This window comes from Sporolactobacillus inulinus (genome assembly GCF_006539285.1).
GTDB lineage: Bacteria > Bacillota > Bacilli > Bacillales > Sporolactobacillaceae > Sporolactobacillus > Sporolactobacillus inulinus.
Genome location: NZ_BJMS01000174.1, coordinates 1 through 2,713, shown reverse-complemented (window position 1 = coordinate 2,713; position 2,713 = coordinate 1). Strand labels below are relative to the sequence as shown.

The 2,713-nt window shown below is 40.2% G+C and carries 2 protein-coding genes; both read left to right on the top strand.

Annotated features, from left to right (window positions below):
- Positions 1-164 precede the first annotated feature (164 nt).
- Positions 165-1,718 carry an IS21 family transposase gene (gene istA, locus SIN01_RS14405; protein WP_010026864.1) on the top strand — a complete coding sequence of 518 codons (1,554 nt, stop codon included), beginning with the start codon at positions 165-167 and terminating at the stop codon, positions 1,716-1,718.
- On the top strand, positions 1,715-2,467 hold the full coding sequence (istB, locus tag SIN01_RS14400; protein ID WP_010026865.1) for an IS21-like element helper ATPase IstB: 753 nt from the start codon (positions 1,715-1,717) through the stop codon (positions 2,465-2,467). The genes istA and istB overlap by 4 nt, the downstream gene beginning before the upstream one ends.
- Positions 2,468-2,713: the final 246 nt, after the last annotated feature.

Here is a 2,713-nt window from a genome sequence, read left to right as displayed (position 1 = left end):
GATTACGGCCAATAATATGTACCACTAACGCCATGTTTTTTACCACACATTGACAAGGAATGTACCAATAAATGACAAGCCTATTTACCATTCAATACCTCCTGTATAATTAGTGGGCACACCACAGGTGTGACAAATCCACTTTTATAGGAGGTGTTTTTTGTATGATTCATTATCAAAGGATATTGGAGCTTCATGATGAAGGGATTAGCTTTAGAGGTATTGCCGCAAGCACTGGAAATTCTCGTCAAAAAGTAACGGAGATTATTCAAAGAGCCGAGAAAAAAGGGTTAACATGCCCTTTAGAAGAGGAAATGACGAATCAGTGGATCGAAGATTTTCTGTTTCCAGAAAAAGCTTTAGAAGCTTCAGGTCGCCAACCGTTGAACTTTGACTGGATTCATGGAGAGTTGTCCAAACCGAATGTGACGCTCTCTCTTCTTCATCATGAGTATGAGGCTGAATGTCGGGCAAATAACAAGATTCCTTATTCTTATCGAAGTTTTTTACGTCACTACAGCCGTTACGCAGATAAGTACAAGGCGACATTACGCATTCGAAGAAAGCCTGGAGAAATCATGGAAGTCGATTGGGCTGGATCAACAGCGTTTGTTTGTGATCGAGATACTGGAGAAAAAATCAAAGCCTATATTTTCATTGCGACCCTTCCGTGTAGTCTGTTATCCTACGCTGAAGCAACATTGTCCATGGATCTACATTCATGGATCATCGCCCATCGACATGCGTATGAGTATTTTGGAGGAGTGACACAAATCGTCGTTCCAGACAATCTAAAAACGAGCGTGACCAAGCATACCAGGAAGGAACTCATTTTAAATCCTGCTTACAGAGAAATGGCGGACTATTATCATACCGTCGTTATGCCTGCTCGTGTGCGGACGCCAAAAGACAAGGCTAGTGTTGAAAGCTCAGTCGGTATCCTCTCCACTTGGATCATCGCAGCATTAAGAAATGTTCAGTGCTTTAGTATTGAGGAATTGAATGAAGAAGTCTGGAAGAAGTTAGAGGAGTTCAATAATCGTTCGTTTACACGCAAGAAAGGAAGCCGCTTTTCAGCATTTGAAGAAGAGGAGAAATTCGCACTTTCTCCCCTCCCGGATCGCCCATATAAAATGTCTGAATGGAAAACAGCGAAGGTTCGTCCTGATTATCACATCTCCGTTGAAAGCATGTTTTATTCGGTTCCCTACGAATACATTAATCGACAAGTAGAAGTAAGGCTATCGGACGATCTCGTTGAGATCTTCTTCAATCATATGCGTGTGGCCTCACATAAACGATTATATGGAAAGTTTGGTCAATTATCCACTACTCGCGACCATATGCCAGACCATCATAAGTTGTTTGTGGATCAAACACCTGAAGCTGCTCTAGATTGGGCTGAAGATATCGGGTCAGCAACCTTAACTATTGTACGCTATATTTTAGATTCTTACCAAACAGAAAAGCAGGCATTACATTCTATTTTTTCTCTAAAGAAATTTGAGCAACGTTATTCAAAATATGAGATTGAACGTGCCAGTAAGATGGCACTTTCCATGACCGAAAGACCGACGGTCAAAGTACTTCAAACAATCTTGAAGAATAACAAAAAGAGCGATGCCGAACAAGAACAAAAACGTCGCTCAGAAGACAACGAAAATAATTATGGTTTTACGCGTGGAGCTTCGTACTATGGGGGGAAGAATAAAAGATGAATGAACAAACGCTTACCAAATTATATGAAATGAAACTGAGTGGCATGGCCGAGTCCTACAAAGAGCAAGCAATAAACAAAGACTTTCAGAAATTGAGTTTTGAAGACCGCTTTTCATTACTTGTTGACTTAGAGCATTCACGTCGACAAAATAATAAACTTTATCGACTGATTAAAGCTGCTGCGTTGTTATATTCAAATGCATCCGTTGAAGATATTGAATACTATGAAGATCGTAAACTGGACAAGGAGTTAATTCTCAAATTATCCAGTGGCAGCTATATTCAAAATCACCATAATATTATTTTAATGGGCCCGACGGGCTCAGGAAAGTCGTTTCTCGCTTCAGCATTTGGAGTATCCGCCTGTCGCCAATTCTACAAGGTGAAGTATACACGCTTGCCAGAATTGTTGGATGAACTGACACTCGCAAAGTTGGCTGCAGATGGAAGTTATCGAAGATTAATTAAAAAATACACAAAAGCTGATCTTCTCATTCTTGATGAATGGCTACTGACAGATTTGTCCACGGAGGAAGCATCAATTTTATTGGAAATCACTGAAGCCCGACATAAGACGGCATCGACGATCTTCTGTTCACAAATTGATCCAAGAGGATGGCATTTAAAACTCGGGAATGAAACCCTCGCAGAGGCTATTCTAGATCGTATTGTTCATGACTCATATCAAATCTTAATTGATGGAGAGATCTCTATGCGGGAACGCCATGGATTAGGGAAAAAATCATAATTTGAAGAGTAAGCAATGATAATGCTTCAACAAGGTAAGAGATTTGAGGAACTTCGTCCCTTAAAAAACGAAACACAGGGAGAAGTCCATCTCTTAATCTAATACTGAAAGGGAAAACCTATAGATCAAAAATGATATCTATAGGTTTTTCTTTATGTGGTAAACACCATGGCATCATGTGGTAAAATCGTTGGCGATTGATGGTAATAAAGATGGCAAGGCTGGTACATTCTAGTGGCCGTAATC